At 76.1% G+C, this 15,564-nt stretch carries 11 protein-coding genes; 8 read left to right on the top strand and 3 right to left on the bottom strand.

The genetic code is table 11. The annotated features are described in order from the left end of the window. Positions 1–281 precede the first annotated feature (281 nt). The gene (locus BLU95_RS17075) at positions 282–1,553 is read left to right on the top strand and encodes a histidine kinase (RefSeq protein ID WP_093860781.1); all 1,272 of its coding nucleotides are present in this window, start codon (positions 282–284) and stop codon (positions 1,551–1,553) included. A gap of 33 nt (positions 1,554–1,586) precedes the next feature. On the opposite strand, the gene BLU95_RS17070 is transcribed toward BLU95_RS17075, so the two are convergent. Beyond that, positions 1,587–2,138: an SUKH-3 domain-containing protein gene (locus tag BLU95_RS17070; protein WP_093860780.1), complete on the bottom strand. Its 552-nt coding sequence runs from the start codon at positions 2,136–2,138 to the stop codon at positions 1,587–1,589. Between the two features lie 79 nt (positions 2,139–2,217). Further along, the gene (locus BLU95_RS17065; protein WP_093860779.1) at positions 2,218–2,682 is read right to left on the bottom strand and encodes a YwqJ-related putative deaminase; all 465 of its coding nucleotides are present in this window, start codon (positions 2,680–2,682) and stop codon (positions 2,218–2,220) included. 430 nt (positions 2,683–3,112) lie between these two features. Between BLU95_RS17065 and BLU95_RS17060 the strand changes: the two genes are divergently transcribed. From BLU95_RS17060 to BLU95_RS42310, 7 genes are all read left to right on the top strand, one after another. Then, entirely contained in the window at positions 3,113–4,366 is a 1,254-nt protein-coding gene (locus BLU95_RS17060) for a Gfo/Idh/MocA family protein (RefSeq protein ID WP_093860778.1), read from the top strand. Further along, entirely contained in the window at positions 4,363–5,343 is a 981-nt protein-coding gene (locus BLU95_RS17055; RefSeq protein ID WP_093860777.1) for an NAD-dependent epimerase/dehydratase family protein, read from the top strand. Before BLU95_RS17060 ends, BLU95_RS17055 begins: the two co-directional genes overlap by 4 nt. A gap of 155 nt (positions 5,344–5,498) precedes the next feature. Continuing rightward, positions 5,499–6,611 carry a DegT/DnrJ/EryC1/StrS family aminotransferase gene (locus tag BLU95_RS17050; RefSeq protein WP_093864931.1) on the top strand — a complete coding sequence of 371 codons (1,113 nt, stop codon included), beginning with the start codon at positions 5,499–5,501 and terminating at the stop codon, positions 6,609–6,611. Positions 6,612–6,795: 184 nt separating this feature from the next. Next, positions 6,796–7,911 (top strand): DegT/DnrJ/EryC1/StrS family aminotransferase, encoded by a 1,116-nt coding sequence (locus tag BLU95_RS17045; protein WP_093860776.1) that lies wholly within the window; start codon positions 6,796–6,798, stop codon positions 7,909–7,911. Between the two features lie 256 nt (positions 7,912–8,167). Beyond that, positions 8,168–9,169: an HNH endonuclease gene (locus BLU95_RS17040; RefSeq protein WP_093860775.1), complete on the top strand. Its 1,002-nt coding sequence runs from the start codon at positions 8,168–8,170 to the stop codon at positions 9,167–9,169. 102 nt (positions 9,170–9,271) lie between these two features. Then, positions 9,272–11,911, top strand: coding sequence for an SUKH-4 family immunity protein (locus BLU95_RS17035; protein WP_093860774.1), 2,640 nt, complete (start codon positions 9,272–9,274; stop codon positions 11,909–11,911). Between the two features lie 287 nt (positions 11,912–12,198). Beyond that, positions 12,199–13,614, top strand: a complete 1,416-nt coding sequence (locus BLU95_RS42310) for a coiled-coil domain-containing protein (protein ID WP_159424909.1) — start codon at positions 12,199–12,201, stop codon at positions 13,612–13,614. Between the two features lie 199 nt (positions 13,615–13,813). On the opposite strand, the gene BLU95_RS17025 is transcribed toward BLU95_RS42310, so the two are convergent. Then, the gene (locus BLU95_RS17025) at positions 13,814–15,130 is read right to left on the bottom strand and encodes a nucleotide sugar dehydrogenase (protein ID WP_093860773.1); all 1,317 of its coding nucleotides are present in this window, start codon (positions 15,128–15,130) and stop codon (positions 13,814–13,816) included. Positions 15,131–15,564 lie beyond the last annotated feature (434 nt).

Below are 15,564 nucleotides of genomic sequence, written 5' to 3'. Positions count from 1 at the left end.
CCGTCCCGCGTGTGGCGGGTGTGACGCGTGCGGACCGCGCTGTCCGACGCGACCAGCATAGGTGTCGGGAGGTGCGCTGTCCGCGAAGTGGCCGGATGGCGGACAGCCATGCCCCGGGACCGTATGTGGTCTGGACCACTTGCGGTCGGGGTGGGGGCGCCGGGAGGCGGCGGGGGGCGCGTTCCGGGGGCGGTCGGGCGGGGCGTCGGGGTGCCGCCGCGGGGCGTGTCCGGCCGCGACCCGGTGGGGGCGCGGCGGGGGCGCGCCGTAGTCTGTGGGGCATGAGCAAGTCGCCTGGGGAGCGCGCGCGGGGCCGGTCGTCCTTCTTGTGGTGGCCGAGGCGGCGCAGCGCCCTCCTGGACGCGGGACTCGCCGCGGTGGCGGCGCTGGAGTGCACGGCCAGCTCGGTCGTGTACATCGGCGGCCGGATCCACCTCAACCTGGTGGCCGAGATCGGGATCGCGCTGTTCGGGGCGATGGTGGGCGCCAGCCTGGTGGTCCGCCGGCGCTGGCCCGCGGTGCCGGTGGTGGTGGCGCTGATCGTGATGCCCGGGGTGCCCGGCATGGTGCTGCTGCTGGTGGCGCTGTACACACTGGCCGCGACCTGGGAGTGGCCCTCGCGCCGCCGGCGGGTGGTCGCGCTCTCCGCGCTCGCCTACGCCGAGACCGTCGGGGTGATCCTGCTCTCGATGGTCGACCCCGGCGATCCGACGATCGAGCAGCCGCCGTTCTGGGGCCAGCTGGTGCTGGCGCTGCTGGTGGCCGCCGGTGCGACCGTGGCCCCGGTGGTGACCGGCCTGTACGTCGGGGCGCGGCGGCGGCTGATCGAGTCGCTGAAGGACCGCGCGCACGGCCTGGAGACCGAGCTGGACCTGCTGGCCGAGCAGGCCAGGGAGCGCGCCCGCCGGGCCCGGCTGGAGGAGCGCACCCGGATCGCCCGGGAGATGCACGACGTGGTCGCGCACCGGGTCTCGCTGATGGTGGTGCACGCCGGGGCGCTGGAGCGGATCGTGGCCAAGGACCCGGAGCGGGCGGCGCAGAGCGCCAAGCTGATGGGCGAGGTCGGCCGACAGGCGCTGAACGAGCTGCGGGAGATCCTCGGTGTGCTGAGGATGTCCGAGGAGAGCACGGTCGAACCGGACTCGCTGGCCGCGCTGCCGCGGCTGGTGGACCAGTCCAGGGCGGCCGGCATGGCCGTCACCCTGACGGTCAGCGGCAGCCGGCAGGAGTTCACCGGCGAGGCCGAGCAGACCGCCTACCGGGTGGTGCAGGAGGGCCTGACCAACGCGCACAAGCACGCGGGCGGGGCCGAGGTGTCGGTGCTGCTCGCGTACGCGCCGAACGGCGTGCGGGTCAGCGTGGTGAACGCCTGCCCCGGCGGCGAGCGGAGCGCGGCCGCGCTGCCCAGCGGCGGCAACGGCCTGGTCGGCATGCGCGAGCGGGTGGTGGCGCTCGGGGGCACCTTCTCGGCGGGGCCGGAGCGGGACGGCGGCTTCCGGGTGGAGGCGGTCCTGCCGTCCCGGCTGGCGGTCCGCCAGGACCGCCTGGTCTAGGGATCGGGGGCGTCCCCGCCGGGGCCGGTCGGATCAGCCGGCGTCCTCGGCGGTGCGCAGCCGTTCCGGCGCGGTGCCCAGGACCAGCGCGGAGATCGCCCGGTCGACGCTGTCGCCGAGGAACCACTCGCCGGTGTGGTCCAGGCTGAAGACCCGGCCCTCCTCGTCGATCGCCAGCAGCGCCTGCCCGTACGCCTCCTCGCCCAGCGGGGCGACCCGGGTGTCCAGGGCACGGCCCAGGTCGGCCAGGGTGCGGGGCTGGTGCAGGCCGCACAGCGGGTCGACCAGGAACGGGGTGCGGGCCAGCTGCCGGCCGGGGCCGGCCAGGTCGAAGGCGAGGCCGCCGAACTCGGCCCAGGCCTCCACCGCCGCCGGGAACACCGCGTGCGGGACGTCCGTCGGACCGCCGTGGCCGGCCAGGGTGTCGGCCCACTCCTCGGCCTGGCGGATCTGCCAGCGCCCGGGGTGCCAGCCGGCCGCCTTCAGCTCGGCGGCGACGTCGGCCGGGAAGCGCGGGCGGGTCCGCGGCGCGGGCGCGGCGAGGGTGGCCGGCGGCGGGGGCGGGGGCGGGCTGGGCGGATTCAGGACGGGCTCCGGTGGTTCGGGGACGGGGGACGGTCGGCGCGCCGGGCGGCCGGCGCGGGCCGGGCGCGGGGCCGGCGGGTCAGCCGGTGGCGGACGGGCCGACCGCGACGCTCTGGACGGTGAAGTGCTCCAGCAGCGGTGCGCAGGAGCGGCACGGCGGAGCGTGGGTGCCGTGGGCCGGATCGTGCTCCTCGCGGATCCGGACCGTGGTCAGCCGGGCGCCCTTGAGCGCCTTGCGGGCCTCGTGCAGGCTCATCGGCTTGCGGGCCGCGCGCTTGGAGCGCCGGCCGTCCACCGCGGCCAGGTACTGGGAGAGCAGGACCGCCTCGGGGCAGCGCCCGGTGAAGCGCTCGCGCTGCTCCAGCGGCAGCGCGTCGAGGAACTCGCCGACCAGCGGGTGCAGGGCGGGGCCGCGGTCCGACTTGGCGCCGGCCAGGGTGTGCACCTCGCCGCCCTTCAGCGACAGCGCGGCGGCGACGGCGGGCAGCAGGCTGTCGCGGTGGTGGCGCAGTAGTGGCGGCGCGGCCGGTTGCCCCGTGCTCATGGCGTCGTTCTCCTCCTCGTCTTCCCGCCGGCGTTCCCGTACGTTCTCCCGCTCGCCCTCCGCGTGGTGCAGGGGCCGACAGGGGTCAGCCTGTCAAACGACACTGACAACCGCACAACCGGGGTGCGGGGCACGGCCGGTCGGAGCCGGTCCGGGGGGTCTGGCGGTGGACGGTCACGCAACGTTGGCCGGATCCGCACGGCATCGTCACGACTCGTCCCCGGGTTTCCCGAATCCGCCCCCGGGCGACTGTGACGGCCGGTAGCGTTCCGGCAGGCGGGCCGAGGGGACGGGCGGTCCGGTTGGGGTCGCCGATGGATGTGGCAACTCCTTTGCCTGCCATGGTCGTTGTGGTCGGAGGGGCCTGGGGGGCCCGGGCCGTGCGCCCGTGGGCCGGCGCCCGGCTCCACACAGCAAGGGGGGTCTTGCGATGACTGACACGGAAACCGCCAACGAGGCGCCCGGCGAACACGTACCCACACCCGGCGCGCCGCCGCAGCCCGCGCCGGAACGCCGGATCGGGATCGCGGTGGTCGGGGCCGGCTACTGGGGCCCGAACCTGGTCCGCAACGCGCAGCAGACGCCGGCGCTGCGCCTGCACTGGCTCTGCGACCTGGACCCGGCGAAGTCCCGCCGGGTGCTCGGCGAGTACAGCACCGTCCGGTCCACCACCTCCTTCGAGGAGGTGCTGGCCGACGAGCGGGTCGCCGCGGTCGCGGTCGCCACTCCGGCCGCCGCGCACTACCGGCTGGTCAGGGCGGCGCTGGAGGCCGGCAAGCACGTCCTGGTGGAGAAGCCGATCACCACCTCCGCCGCGGAGGCCGCCGAACTGGTGGCGCTCGCGGAGGAGCGCGGGCTGGTGCTGATGTGCGACCACACCTTCTGCTACACCCCGGTGGTGCGCCGGATCCGCGAGCTCGTGCACGGCGGGGAGATCGGCGACGTCCAGTTCTTCGACTCGGTGCGGATCAACCTCGGGCTGGTCCAGCCGGACGTCGACGTGCTCTGGGACCTCGCCCCGCACGACCTGTCGATCCTGGACTTCGTCCTGCCGCCGGGGGTGGAGCCGGTCGGCGTCTCCGCCCAGGGCGCCGACCCGATCGGCGCCGGCCGGGCCTGCGTCGCCTACCTCACGGTCCGGCTGAGCAACGGCGCGCTGGCGCACTGCCACGTCAACTGGCTCTCGCCGACGAAGGTCCGCACCACCATGATCGGCGGCTCGCGGCGCACCCTGGTCTGGGACGACCTCAACCCGCAGGCCCGGCTGGCGGTCCACGACCGGGGCGTGGACCTCACTCCGCCGGACGAACTGACCGACGCGATCCGCCATCAGGCCCTGATCTCCTACCGGGTCGGCTCGATGGTCGCGCCCGCCCTGGTCGAGCAGGAGGCGCTGCGCAACGTGATGGCCGAGTTCGCCGCCGCCATCACCGAGGGCCGGGCCCCGCTCACCGACGGCCGGTCCGGCCTGCGGGTGCTCCAGCTGCTGGAGGCGGCCTCGCTCAGCCTCGAACTCGGCGGCGCCACCGTCCCGGTCGGCGTCGGCCTCGACCCGGAGCTGTCCGGGCCGCACAAGCCGGCCCCCGGCCACGAGCTGCCCGCCGGCCACGAACCGTCCGCCGGGCAGGGCCTGCCCGGCACGTCCGCCATGTCCGAAGCTCAGGAAAGGGCCGCCACGCGGTGAACGCTGTACAGATCGAGGGCTCCCGCTGCCTGGTGACCGGCGGGGCCGGCACCATCGGCTCCACCGTGGTGGACCAGCTGATCGAGGGCGGCGCCCGCGAGGTGGTCGTGCTCGACAACTTCGTCCGGGGCCGGGAGGCCAACCTCGCGTACGCCCGCGAGATCGCCCGCCCCGGGCAGCTGCGGGTGGTGGACGGCGACATCCGCGACCGCGCGCTGCTGCGCGAACTCCTCGACCCGGGTACCGACCTGCTGTTCCACCTGGCCGCGATCCGGATCACCCAGTGCGCCACCGAGCCCCGGCTCGCCCTGGAGATCATGGTGGACGGCACCTTCGACGTGGTCGAGGCCGCCGCCGAGGTCGGCGTCGGCAAGGTGATCGCCTCGTCCACCGCATCGGTCTACGGCCTCGCCGACGTCTTCCCGACGCCCGAGACCCACCATCCGTACAACAACGACACCCTGTACGGGGCGGCCAAGGTCTTCAACGAGGGCCTGCTGCGCTCCTTCCACGCCATGTCCGGCCTGGACTACGTCGCGCTGCGCTACTTCAACGTGTACGGGCCCCGGATGGACGTGCACGGCCGGTACACCGAGGTGTTCATCCGCTGGATGGAGCGGATCGCCGCCGGACAGCCGCCGCTGATCTTCGGCGACGGGACCCAGACGATGGACTTCGTCTACACCGAGGACATCGCCCGGGCCAACCTGCTGGCCGCCGCGGCCCCCGTCACCGACCGGGTCTACAACATCGCCAGCGCCGGCGAGGTCTCGCTGCGGGGCCTCGCCGACGCCCTGCTCACCGCCATGGACCGGACCGACCTGGACGTCGAGCACGGCCCGGCCCGGGGGACCGCCGGCGGCGTGGTGCGGCGGCTCGCGGACATCGGCGCCGCCGAGCGCGACCTCGGCTGGAAGCCCGAACTGGGCCTCGACGAGGGTCTGCGCCGGCTGGTCGCCTGGTGGCGCGAGCAGTAGCCGTTCCGGTCCCGCCCCGGTCGCCGTCGCGCCGCGCGCGTGGCGGCCTCCCGCCCCGTCCGTGCCCGGTCGAGCGTCCGCGCCCGGCCGGGCGCCCCGTCCCCCGATCACGTCCGCGCCACGTTCGGAGCACGCCTGTGTCCAGCATCCCCGTCATGATCCCCTGGCTCGGCGAGGAGGAGGCCGAGGCCGCCGCCGAGGCGGTCCGCTCCGGCTGGGTGGCCCAGGGCCCCCGGGTCGCCGCCTTCGAGCGGGCCTTCGCCGAGCACCTCGGCGTCGAGCACGCCGTCGCGGTCTCCTCCTGCACCACCGCGCTGCACCTGGCGCTGATCGGTGCGGGCGTCGGCCCGGGGGACGAGGTGGTCGTCCCCTCGCTCTCCTTCGTCGCCACCGCCAACGCCGTCACCTACGCGGGCGCGGTACCGGTGTTCGCGGACGTCGACCCGGCCACCGGGAACCTCACCGCCGCCACCGTCGAACCGCTGCTCACCGGGCGGACCAGGGCGGTGGTCGCGGTCGACCAGGGCGGGGTGCCGGTCGACCTGGACGGCATCCGGGCCGCCGTCGGGCCGCACGGCGTCACCGTCGTCGAGGACGCCGCCTGCGGGGCGGGCTCCGTCTACCGGGGCCGTCCCGTCGGCGCGGGCGCCGAACTCGCCGCCTACTCCTTCCACCCGCGCAAGCTGCTCACCACCGGCGAGGGCGGCATGGTCACCTGCCGGGACGGCGAACTCGCGGCCCGGCTGCGGCGGCTGCGCGAGCACGGGATGAGCGTCTCGGCGGCCGACCGGCACGCGGGGGCCGGCGGCGCGAGCGTGCTGGAGACCTACGACGAGATCGGCTTCAACTACCGGATGACCGACATCCAGGCCGCCATCGGCCTGGTGCAGCTGCGCAAGCTGCCCGCCATGGTCGCCCGCCGGCGCGAACTCGCCGCCCGCTACCGGGAGCTGCTCGCCGGCACCGGTGCGCGGCTGGTCGACGACCCGCCGCACGGCACCACCAACTACCAGTCCTGCTGGGTGCTGCCGCCGGACGGCGCCCCCGACCGGGCCGAGCTGCTGCTCCGGCTCGCCGAGGCCGGCGTCTCCGCCCGGCGCGGCATCATGGCCGCCCATCTGGAGGCCCCGTACAAGGGGACGGCCAGGGTCCCGCTGCCCGCCACCGAACTGCTCACCCGGCGTTCGCTGATCCTGCCGCTGCACCACGCGCTGACCGAGGAGCAGCAGGACCGGGTGGTGGCCGCGCTGCGGTCCGCGCTCGGCTGAGCCCGGCGGTCCTGCGCGCCGTCCGTTGCGCCGCTGCTTCCGTCCGCTGTCCGTCCGTCCGCTGTCCGTCCGTTCGCTCTGTCCGTCCGTCCGTTCGCTCTGCTCGACCGCTCCGCCGCTCGACCGCTCCGCTGCTCGCAGGTTTCGCACAGACAGGTTCCGACCGGCCCAGGGAGACCACAGGATGACCACCGACCAGCCCGTTCCGCTCGTCGACCTCGCCGCCGCGCACGCCGAGATCGAGCCGGAGGTCAGGGCCGGCTTCGACCGGGTGCTCGCGAGCGGCGGCTACGTCAAGGGGCCGGAGGTGGCGGGCTTCGAGGAGGAGTACGCGGCCTTCTCCGGTGCCCGGCACTGCGTCGGCGCGGCCAACGGCACCGACGCCCTCGAACTGGCCCTGCGCGCCCTGGACCTGCCGCCCGGCGGTGGCGTGGTGCTGCCCGCCAACACCTTCGTCGCCACCGCGGAGGCGGTCCAGCGGGCCGGTCTGCGCCCGGTCCTGGTCGACGCCGACCCCGACCACCTGCTGATCGACCCGGCCCGGGTCGCCGAGGTGCTGGCGGACGCGGTCGCGCTGCTGCCGGTCCACCTCAACGGCCAGCTCGCCCCGATGGCCGCGCTGCTCGACCTGGCCGGCGACCGCCCGGTGGTGGAGGACGCCGCGCAGTCCCAGGGCGCCCGGCAGGACGGCCGGGCCCGGCACGGCCGGATCTCCGCCACCAGCTTCTACCCCGGCAAGAACCTCGGCGCCTACGGGGACGCGGGGGCCGTGGTGACCGACGACGACGACCTGGCCGCCGCCGTCCGGCTGATCGGGGACCACGGCTCGGCCCGCAAGTACGTCCACGAGCGGTTCGGCTTCAACTCCCGGATGGACGCGCTCCAGGCCGTCGTGCTGCGCGCCAAACTGCGCCGGCTGCCCGCCTGGAACGAGGCCCGCCGGGCCGCCGCCGCCCGCTACGACGGTCTGCTGGCCGGTCTGGACGGCATCGCCCCGCCGCGCACCGCGCCCGGCAACGAGCACGTCTGGCACCTGTACGCGGTCCGGGTCGGCGCGGGCGGCGCGCGCCGGGACGCGCTGCTCGCGGCGCTGAACGCGGCCGGCATCGGGGCCGGCGTGCACTACCCGGTGCCGGTCCACCTGCAGCCGGCCTTCCGGCACCTCGGCCACGGCGAGGGGGCGTTCCCGGTCGCCGAGCGGGCGGCGGGGGAACTGCTGACGCTGCCGCTGTTCCCGCAGATCACCGCGGGGCAGCAGGAGCGGGTGGTGGAAGTACTGGCCAAGGCACTGGCGGCCTGAGCCCGTTCCGTCCCGTTCCGTTCCGCGGCCGCCCCGTTCCGCGGCCGCCCCGTCGGCCCGTCCCGCGTCCGTTCTCCCGCCCGCCTCCCCGTCCCGGCGGTGACCGCCCCGTGCCCTGCCGGTGGCCGTCCCGTGTCCGGTCGGTGCCGGTCCGGGTCCGGTCCCACCGGGCGGGGGGCCGGGCCGCAGGCGTACCCCCTACGCTGGTTCCCAACAAGCGCACCGAGAGTTTGCAGCAGCCAGTGGGGGCTCCCAGATGACGACAGGTCGGCCCGGCGTCGCCGCCGCACCGAACGCGGCGTACGCAGGTCAGGTGGTGCAGTTCCCGGATCCGGTCCGCGCCGAGCGGCACCCCGCCGGGGTCCGGGTGGACGAGCACGGCCACCCGGACTTCGGCCCGTACGCCGCCGCGGCGGCCGAGGTCGCCGACCCGCCGGCCGGTTTCGGCGTCGACGAGCTTCGGCTGACCGACTACGTCTCGGCCAACGCCGCGCTGTTCACCCAGGGCCACCCGCTCTGGGCCGACCTGGACACCGCCGTCGCCACCCCGCCCGGCTGGACCTGGCACCACGTGGTCGGCCGGGCCGCGCCCGGCTGGCGGCGGATGGAGCTCGTCCCGGTCGAGGTCAAGGCGCTGCTGCGGCACCACGGCGGACTGGCCACCTCCTCCGCCGACCACAGCCGGCGCGGTACCCGCCCGCTGCAGGAGAAGCGGGCGGTGCACTTCCCGCTCGCCCTCGACGGCAGCGACCCGATCGGCGTCCCCGAGGACCTCGTGCAGCGGGCCGAGCAGCGCCTGGGCTACCGCCTGCCCGGCGCCTACCGGACCTTCCTCAAGCTCGGCGGCGGCCGCGTCCCGGCCGGGGTGGCTCTCGACCCGGACCTCGGGCTGCTGGTCGACCAGCCGTTCCTGACGCTCACCGAGGAGTACGGCACCGAGGACGTCGTCTACGCCAACAAGTGCCTGCGGGACCACTTCACCAAGGACTACCTGGGCATCGCCTACGCCCAGGGCGGCATCCTGGCGCTGAAGGTGCGCGGCGACCGGATCGGTTCGGTCTGGCTCTGCCTCTACGACGACGCCCGCGACACCGGCGCCCCGGAGTCCCCCGAGGACCGGGTCGAGCGGCTGCTGCTGCCGTGCGGGGACGACTTCGACGACTTCCTGCTGCGACTGGCCGGGAGCCCGCCGGAGCTGGAGACGGTCGCCGAGCTGATGGTGAACGGCGGGTTCGCCCGGGCCGTTCCGGTGGGCTGACGTGGCGTTCGCGGTGGAACGCAGGACGGGCCGGGAGACGGACCGGCCGGTCGTCGACGGTGTGGAACGAGCGGGGACGATGGGGACAGGGGTGAACCGGGCGTGGTGACGTACGCGCAGGCGCAGGAGCTCGCCGAGGAGTGGATCAACGGCGGGGTGTCCCGGGAGCGGCAGCGCGAGGTGCGGGTCCGGGAGTTCGACCTGGGCTTCGTCTGCTGGGCCGTGCAGTCCGCCGAGGGCGGTACCGGGGCCGAGGGGGAGGCCCGGCTGGTGATCGCCCGGGACTCCGGCGCGAGCACCCTCTGGCCCGCGCTGCCCGTCAACGAGGTGGTCCGGCAGTACGAGGAGACGTACGGGCGGCCGGTCGCGGCCAACCCGGCCGGGGCGGCCCGGCCCGCGCCGGGGCCGGTGGAGGCGACGTCCTTCCTGCTGAGCCCGCCGCAGTGGCTGCAGGAGGCCGGGGAGGCGGCGCTCGCCGCCGAGGCGGAGCGGCTGGGCGCACCCGCGGCGGCCGGGACGCCGGCGTCGGGGGTGCCGGTGGCCGGTGCCGAACCGGCCGCTCCGGCCGGGCCCGCCGTCCTGCCGCCGCCCCCGCCCGCCCCGCCGCTCGATCCGGCACCCGCCGTGCCGCCGACCCCGGGGGTCCGGTTCGGGCGTGCCGACACGCCCGGGCCCGCGGTGCTGACCACGCCGCCGGTCTCCGAGCGCCCCGCCGGGGACGCGCCGACCATGCTCGCCCCGCCGCCCGGTCACGACGAGCCGGCCGGTCCGCCCGCGCACGGCCCGGGCGTCGAGGCGGCGACCGTCCTGCTGCCCGACGGGCTGCGCACCAACGGTGCCGGGCTGTCCGGTGAGCCGCGGGCCGGTTCGGAGGCGGCCACCGTGCTGCTGCCCGAGGGCGCCCGGCCGGGTCTCGCGGGTCTGCCGGGTGCGCCCGGTGGTCCGGGGACGCCGGTGCCGGGGACTCCGGTGCCGCCGTCGCTGCCGCCGATGGTGGAGCCCGCGCCGACGCTGCTGGCGCCGCCGGACGGTCTGCCGGGTCTCGCCGGTCTGCCGGGTGCGCCCGGCGGTCCCGGCACGCCCGCCCCGGGCACGCCCGTCCCGCCGCCCGCCGGCCCGGGGGTCGAGCACGCCGCCACCATGCTGGCCTCGCCCGACGGTCTGCCCGGACTGGCGGGCCTGCCGGGTGCGCCCGGGGCCCCGGTCCCGCCGCCGGTCGGTCCGTCCGCCGAGCCCGCGCCGCCGGGCGCGCTCGGCCGCGCACCGGGCTCCGCCCCGCCGCCGCCCCCGCCCGCCGCACTGCGCGGTGGTGCGGCCGGCCCCGGTGCGGGTCCGGCGCCCGCCGCGCTCGGCCGCAACCCCGGCTCGGCCCCGCCGCCACCCCCGCCGGCCGAGTTGCGCGGTGGCTCCGGCCCGGCGGTCTCCGCCGGTTCCGGCGGCCGCGGTGCCTCCAGCGCTCCGCCGCCCCCGCCGCCGGCCGGTCTGCGTCCCGCGGACGCCCCGGGCGCACCTCCCGCCGCCCCCGCCGCGTCCGGCGGGGTGGCGTACGAGCGCACCCAGCTGGCGGGCGCGATCGACCCGGGCACCCCGCCGTCCGGCGGCCCCGCCGTCCCGCCGCCGCCCGGTGCCGGCGCGCCCGCGGCCGGCTACGGCTACCCGGCCGGGCCCGCTCCCGCCGCACCGGCGCCGGCCCCGGTCGCCGCTCCCGTCCCGCCCGCTCCCGTCCCGCCCGTGCCCGGGCCGCCGCCGGGCGCCCCGGTGCCCCCCGGCGTGCCGGCCGTCGGCCCCGGCTACTTCGCCGCGCTCAGCTACCGGGGCCCGGACGGGTCGGAGCAGAAGCTGCTGCACCGCAGCGAGCCCGGCACCCCGCACCCGGAGTGGAAGATCCTCCAGGACCTGCGGCGGCTGAACGTGCCGCCGGAGCAGGTGCTGGAGCTCTACACCGAGCTGGAGTCCTGCGACCTGCCCGGCGGCTACTGCCACCGGATGATCGCCGCCTCCTGGCCGAACGTGCGGCTCACCCACACCGCCGACTACGGCCGGGAGCACCACTCCCGGCAGGCCGGCATGGCCCAGCTGCTGGACCACCTGGACGAGCTGCACCAGCTGGCCTCCGGTCCCCAGCGGGTCCGGCCGCTCCGGGTGCCGCTGCCCGCCCCGGGCACCGTTCCGGCGCCGCAGCCGGTTCCGCCGCAGCAGCTCGGCCAGGAGCTCGGCCAGGCCTTCGGGGCCAACGTGTTCCGCTTCGAGCAGCGCGCGGTGGCCCGGCAGGGCGTTCCCGAGCCGGTGGCGCAGACACTGATGTGGGCGGGTCTGCCGCGCGAGTTCGGACCGTTCTTCTGGGCACAGGCCCAGGAGGGCCGGCCGATCCCGACGCTCGCCGAGCTGGCGGCCGAGCGGGGTCTGGCGGGCGGCACCGACTTCGGCGGCTACCTGGTGCTGGGCAACGACTACGGCCGGCAGCTGTGCGTGCAGTACGGCACGGCGCACGTGGTCGCGATGGATCTCGAAGGAACCGGGGAGCCGCCCCGGTTCGTCAACACAGGTGTACCGGAGTTCGTCCGCGCGCTGGCCCTGCTGGGCCGGATGTGGCGGCTGCGGTACGGGCTGACCCCGGACCAGGCCGGTCGCTGGACGACCGACTTCCAGGCTCAGCTGGCCGCGATCGACCCGGCTGCGCTCCAGTCCGCGGACACCTGGTGGGCCGTGCTGCTGGAGCAGTTCTGGGACGGCCTGCTCTAGGGACCGCCGGACGGTCCCTGGCGGGCGGTCCCGGATCCACGCACGTGGCCGGGGGGCGTTCCGGTGTCCGGAACGGCCCCTTCGGCGTACCGGTGCGGCGGTGCCTCATTGGGGTTTCGCCATGATCTGCGCAAAATAGGTCAAGAGGATGGTCGCAATCGTCCATCCTCGACATGTTTCGATCCGTTCGACGTTCGACTCCCGACCGGGTTCGTCGACCCGGTTCCCGAGCGGACCGATCCGTCCGATCATGGGCTCCGCAGCCCGCGACACGAGGGGAAGAGCCCATGAGCGACGCCGTCCCCCAGTACGGCTTCACCGTTGCCCGGCGCGGTTACGCGCCCGAGCAGGTCGACCGAGCCCTGACGGCCTACACCGCGCAGCGGGACGAGGCCTGGGAACGGCTGAGCGTGCTCGGGTCCGGGATCCGGGAGATGGAACGCCGGCTGGCCGAGGTCCGGCAGGCCGCCGCCGATGCCCCGGAACCGGACTACGAGGTGCTCAGCGAGCAGGCCGCCGGGCTGGCCCGGACGGCCGAGAACGAGGCCCGCGCCGTCCGTGACAAGGCCGAGCGCGCGGCCGAGGACCTCCGTGACGAGGTCTACGAGGCCGGCCAGGCGGCCGACCGGGCCGCCAAGGAGTACGCGACCGTCACCCGGACCGAGGCCGACGCGGCCGCGCGCCGCACCGACGAGCGCACCCGGGCCGAGGCCGAGACGATCCGGGCCGACACCGACCGCGAGGTCCGGTCCGTCCGGGACGCCGCCACCGCGCACGCGGCCCAGGTCAGGGTCGCGGCCGCGGAGGCCTCCGAGCGGGCCGAGGCCAAGCTGGCCGAGCTGCGCCGCAAGGCCGACGAGACCTTCGCCGAGGCGCAGACCAAGGCCGACACCGAGGACGCGGCGATCTCCTCCACCGCCGAGCGGCGGGTCAAGGAGGCCGAGCAGTTCCGGGAGTCGGTGCTCGGCCGGATCAAGCAGAGCGACGCCGAGGCCCAGGCCAGGGCGGACGAGCTGATCGAGCAGGCCCGGCGCGAGGCCGAGCGGATCAACACGGCGACCGAGCGCGAGCACCGCGAGTTCACGGCCAGGCTGGAGACGGTGCAGCAGCACCTCGACCACATCAAGGCGACCCTGGCCTCGCTCACGGGCGCCGCGGTGGGCGCGATCGAGCCGCTGCCGGCCCCGGTGGCCGAGGCCCTGGCGGCCGAGGAGCGGGCCGACCGGGAGCGGACCGACGACGCCCCGGCGGACGCCGCGCCCGCGGACGCGGCCCCGGTCGACGCGGCCCCCTCGGACGCGGCCCCGGTCGACTCGGAGGCGGACACGGGGGAGATCCCGCTGCCCGTCGGCGTCCCCGCCGCGGTGTCCGTCCCGGTGCCCGCGGCCGCCGACCCGCGGGCCGTGCTCCGCAAGGAGCCCGTCCCGGCCCTGCCCGCCGGTCCGGTTCCCGGCGCGGGCGAGGCGGCCACCGCCATGCTCCGGGTCACCCCCGGGCGGGTCGCCCCGGCCGCCGCCCCCGGCCCGGTGCCGCCGAGGCCGGCCACGCCCCCGGCGGTGCTCCCGTCGACGGACGGCGGCGAGGGGGCGGGCGCCGAGCGCCCGGCCGAGGAGGAGACCAGGATCATCCCGAAGATCGTGATCGTCGACGACGGCGCCGAGTACGGCACGCCGAACACGGTCGCCTACCGCCGCCGGCGCTGACCGCCGGCCGGCAGCCCCGTACGTACCGGGCCCCGAACGCGGGACGCGTTCGGGGCCCGGCGCGTCCGTGGAGCGTCCGTGGAGCGCCCGTGGAGCGTCCGCGGCGCGGGCCGGACGGACGGCAGGTCGGCGGGGGCGGCGGGACAGCAGGGCTGGCGGGTCGGCAGGGACCGGCAGGACGGCAGGGTCGGCGGGCGGCTCAGAGCACCTCGACCGCGGCGCCGCCGGCCAGCCGCCGCCGGCAGTCCAGCACGTACCGGGCGTGGGCGGTGATCGCCCCGTAGTCGAAGTCGTCGTGGTCGGCCAGCAGCACGACCGCGTCCGCCGCCGCCAGCTCCTGCGGGCTCGCCTCCACCCGGTGCACGGCCGCGAAGGGGTCGCCGTGCGGGTCGTGCTCGGCCGCCCGCTGGCCCGGGATCACCGGTTCCGGCACGTGCACCCCGACCACCACGTGGGGATCGGCGGCGCGGACCTCGGCGCCCATCCTGACCAGCAGCTCGGCGACCCGGGCGGCCGGCGTCTCCCGGGCGTCGCCGGTGTTCTTCTTGTACGCCAGCCCCAGCAGCAGCACCCGTGAGCCCTTGACCGAGCGCTGCCGCTCGTTCAGCGCCTCGGCGAGCCTGCGGACCACGTAGTCGGGCATGTGGCTGTTGACGTCGTTGGCCAGCTCGACGAAGCGGAACGACTGGCCGAGCGCCCGCTCCACCCGCCAGGACAGGTAGGACGGGTCGATCGGCAGGCAGTGCCCGCCCACCCCCGGGCCGGGGGTGAAGCGCAGATAGCCGAACGGCTTGGTGGAGGCGGCGTCGATGGCCTCCCAGACGTCGATCCCGAGATCGTGGGCGAACATCGCCAGCTCGTTGACCAGGGCGATGTTCACATGGCGGAAGGTGTTCTCCAGCAGCTTGGTCAGCTCGGCCTCCTTGCAGCTGGAGACCGGGACGGTCCGGTCGATCAGCCCGCCGTAGAAGCCCTCGACCGCCGTCAGGGAGTCCGGGTCGATCCCGGAGACCACCTTCGGGGTGTTCTCCAGCCGCCAGGTCGGGTTGCCCGGGTCGATCCGCTCCGGGCTGTAGCCGAGGTGGAAGTCCCGCCCGGCGGTCAGCCCGGATCCCTGCTCCAGCAGCGGCGCGAGCAGTTCCTCGGTGGTGCCGGGGTAGGTGGTGGACTCCAGGACCACGGTCGCCCCCGGCCGCAGGTGCTGGGCGAGCAGGGCCGCCGAGGCCTCGATGTACGACAGGTCGGGCACCCCGTCGCGCAGCGGCGTCGGCACGGTGATCACCGCGACGTCGAACTCCGCGACGTCGGACGGCTCGGCGGACGGCAGATAGCTCCCGTTCTCCAGCAGCGGCCGCAGCCGCTCGGCCGGGATGTCCTCGACGTAGGACTCGCCGACGGCCAGCCGTTTGATCCGGCGCTCGTCCACGTCGTAGCCGACCACCCGGTGCCCCACCTCGGCCGCGCGGACCGCGAGCGGCAGCCCCACGTAGCCCTGGCCTGCGATGACAACGCGCATGACGAAGAACCCCCTCCATCGCGACGCCCCTGGCCCCTCCGGGCGTCTCCACACGGTCTTCACCACAGGGTAGGGAGCGGGGCCGGACGGCGGGGGCTTTCCCGGGATTGCGCCGAAAAGGGCCGGAAAGGGACGCGGGACCGCGATCGGGGCCGGCAGCCGTCCCCGTCGGGGGAGAAGCCCCCGGGACGGCACGCGATCGTGACCCCGGAGGTGTGGACGGGGAGGGCGGGCGGGGAAAAGAATGAGGCCGAGACCCGTGGCGTCCTCCAGGAAAGGACGCCACGGTTCCCGGCGTGTGGGCGGGCGCCCCCACCCAGGGCCGCCCGGCCTCGCACTCCCGACCCCCATCGGGTGTGCGACCGTGCCCCTCGCAGCCATCCCCCACGGTTGGGTGCGGCGGGCACATTCACCATGGTGCGCGATCTCCATGG

It is taken from the genome of Streptomyces sp. TLI_053, assembly GCF_900105395.1.
Taxonomy (GTDB): Bacteria; Actinomycetota; Actinomycetes; order Streptomycetales; family Streptomycetaceae; genus Kitasatospora.
The sequence above is the reverse complement of the archived record's forward strand: the minus strand, read 5'-3'. Positions and strand labels throughout refer to the sequence as shown.

Bases quoted from the DNA above. Each gene is read 5' to 3' on its own strand.
- BLU95_RS17040 (WP_093860775.1), top strand. From the start codon at position 8,168: ATGACGACAGGTCGGCCCGGCGTCGCCGCCGCACCGAACGCGGCGTAC.
- BLU95_RS42310 (WP_159424909.1), top strand. From the start codon at position 12,199: ATGAGCGACGCCGTCCCCCAGTACGGCTTCACCGTTGCCCGGCGCGGT.
- BLU95_RS17050 (WP_093864931.1), top strand. From the start codon at position 5,499: ATGATCCCCTGGCTCGGCGAGGAGGAGGCCGAGGCCGCCGCCGAGGCG.
- BLU95_RS17025 (WP_093860773.1), bottom strand. From the start codon at position 15,130: ATGCGCGTTGTCATCGCAGGCCAGGGCTACGTGGGGCTGCCGCTCGCG.
- BLU95_RS17065 (WP_093860779.1), bottom strand. From the start codon at position 2,682: ATGAGCACGGGGCAACCGGCCGCGCCGCCACTACTGCGCCACCACCGC.
- BLU95_RS17045 (WP_093860776.1), top strand. From the start codon at position 6,796: ATGACCACCGACCAGCCCGTTCCGCTCGTCGACCTCGCCGCCGCGCAC.
- BLU95_RS17075 (WP_093860781.1), top strand. From the start codon at position 282: ATGAGCAAGTCGCCTGGGGAGCGCGCGCGGGGCCGGTCGTCCTTCTTG.
- BLU95_RS17060 (WP_093860778.1), top strand. From the start codon at position 3,113: ATGACTGACACGGAAACCGCCAACGAGGCGCCCGGCGAACACGTACCC.